A 2387-nucleotide genomic window follows, 5' to 3' on the forward strand; every position below is an offset into this window, starting at 1 on the left:
TCATGTAAGCAGTTTTCACTGTATTGTGGTCAGCATCAAAGCTTGTTTGACCAGTTACACCATCAAAATCTTTTGTTTTAGCAAGGTTATCCTTGATTTCACCTGAGTTTTTAGCACCTTTTGCTGCGTTTGCTACAAGGTGAACTGAGTCATAAGCCAAGGCTGCAAATGTTGAAGGCTCTTCGTTGTACTTAGCACGGTAAGCATCAAGGAAAGCTTTTGCTTTAGCTGAAACTTCTACAGTAGTTGAGAAGCCTGAGATAAAGTAGATGTTTGATGCTTTTTCAGCAGTTGCTTGTTGTACAAACTCTTCACCGTTGAATCCATCACCACCAACGATTGGTTTATCAATTCCCATACCACGCGCTTGGTTTACAATTTTACCAGCTTCAGTGTAGTAACCAGGGACGATGATAGCATCAAAGTCTTTCCCTTTCATTTTTGTAAGGGCTGCTTGAAAGTCTGTGTCACCTGCTACGAAAGTTTCATCTGCAACGATTTCACCTTTGTAAGCTTCACGGAAGGCTTTAGCAATACCTTTAGCATAGTCGCTGGCATTGTCAGTGTAAAGAACAACTTTCTTAGCGTTTAATTTTTCAGTAACATAGTTTGAGATAATTTTTCCTTGGAAGCTATCTTGGAATGTTCCGATAAAGAGGTAATCTTGACCTTTAGTCAATCCATCTTGAGTCGCACTTGGCGAAATCAATGGAACACCTGCTTTTGTAGCGTTAGCTACAGCAGCTGCAGTTGCACCAGATGTCGCAGGTCCTACGATTGCTGATACCTTAGATTGGGTTACTAGGTTAGTTGTTACTGAAGCCGCCTCAGCAGTTTCAGATTTATTATCTTTATCAACTACTTCGATTTGTTTTCCGTCGATACCACCTGCTGCATTGATTTCATCAACGGCAAGTTGGGCACCTTTTTGTTCAGATGTTCCGTAGGCAGCTACGGCACCAGTTTCTTCAAAGTTAAATCCGATTTTGATTGTCTTTTCATCTACTGAGTTACCAGCAGCGTTTGACGCTCCTGACTTCACTTCTCCACAGGCTGCAAGAAGTGCTACACTTGCAAGCGCCACAAACGATAGGGCAAATTTTTTCTTCATCTTTTTTTGTCTCCTTATTTCTTAAATAAATAGCATGTTAAGAATATACCGAATTATCAGAAAATTGTCAACACTTTTCTTGAACTTTTTCGATGATAACGTTTTCCTCTCGATGAAGATTGCCCACAAAGGGTGTTTCCAGCTCTTGGATATGACAAACCCTGACTTTTTTTATAAACTTTTCCTTGCCCAAGCGCCCGACCAATTGCTCCATTTCTTGAGTTGGAACATAGAGTTGTAAGTAACGATGTTTCTTGGAATGATAGGTAATATCTCCATAATCCTGCAATTTTTTGGCATCACGATTATAGTAAAGATAGATAATCAAGCCAGATCGATTGACTTTTTCAAACATGATAAATCCTCTTTCTAAGAAATCTCTCCCTATTATACCAAAAAAAGCAAACCCAGTCGAGTTTGCCTTCTTTGATCATTAATTCAATGAATTGTTGGCCATGATTTCATCAATAAAGCCATATTCAAGTGTTTCTTGGGCACTCATCCAGTTATCGCGTTCTGCATCTGCGTGAACTTTTTCGATTGACTGACCTGAATTTTCAGCCAAGATTTTTTCCAAGGTATTACGAGTTTTAAGCAAGTGTTCTGCAGCGATCGCCATATCGGTTTGCTGAGTACCTCCACCTGTACCACCCATTGGTTGGTGGATCATATACTCTGCATTTGGAAGCATGAAACGTTTGCCTTTTGCTCCACTTGATGCGATGACAGTCCCCATAGATGCAGCCATTCCCATAACAATGGTTTGGACATCTGCCTTGATAAAGTTCATGGTATCAACGATTGCCAAACCAGCTGAAACGGAACCACCAGGTGTATTGACATAAAGGTAAATATCTTTTGTACTATCTTGGGCATCCAAGAAAAGCAACTGTGCAATAACTGAGTTAGCCATATTGTCTTCAACTGGGCCTGTCAGCATAATGATGCGGTCTTTGAGAAGACGTGAGTAAATATCGTAGGAACGTTCCCCACGGCTTGTTTGTTCAATAACTACAGGAATCATTCATTTCTCCTTTTGAGTTTTAATTTTGTTGGTCAAATGACTGAAGATAAGACTATTATAATATCTTGGTCAAAAAAGGTCAAATTTTTGCTCTGTTTTCATTAGACAGAAACAAAAATTCAACCTCCTTTCGTGACTGGAAATCCTTTTCCAAGTCAATCTCTTTTTTATTTTATTTTGTACCGAACAAGCGGTCCCCAGCATCTCCAAGACCTGGAACGATATAACCGTGTTCGTTCAAGCGTTCATCCA

The 2387-nt window shown here is 39.8% G+C and carries 4 protein-coding genes; all 4 read right to left on the reverse strand.

What is annotated here, in order from left to right:
• The coding region (locus tag QZ359_RS06405; RefSeq protein WP_293964276.1) for an ABC transporter substrate-binding protein at positions 1–1111 on the reverse strand (1111 nt) is incomplete at its 3' end.
• 67 nt (positions 1112–1178) lie between these two features.
• Positions 1179–1466 carry a YlbG family protein gene (locus tag QZ359_RS06410; RefSeq protein WP_000462118.1) on the reverse strand — a complete coding sequence of 96 codons (288 nt, stop codon included), beginning with the start codon at positions 1464–1466 and terminating at the stop codon, positions 1179–1181.
• A gap of 78 nt (positions 1467–1544) precedes the next feature.
• Entirely contained in the window at positions 1545–2135 is a 591-nt protein-coding gene (clpP, locus tag QZ359_RS06415) for an ATP-dependent Clp protease proteolytic subunit ClpP (RefSeq protein WP_000613475.1), read from the reverse strand.
• A 172-nt stretch (positions 2136–2307) separates the two neighbouring features.
• Positions 2308–2387 (reverse strand): uracil phosphoribosyltransferase (locus QZ359_RS06420; RefSeq protein ID WP_293964281.1); only part of this gene is annotated, 80 nt, incomplete at its 5' end.

The organism is Streptococcus sp., from assembly GCF_019414905.1.
Taxonomy (GTDB): domain Bacteria; phylum Bacillota; class Bacilli; order Lactobacillales; family Streptococcaceae; genus Streptococcus.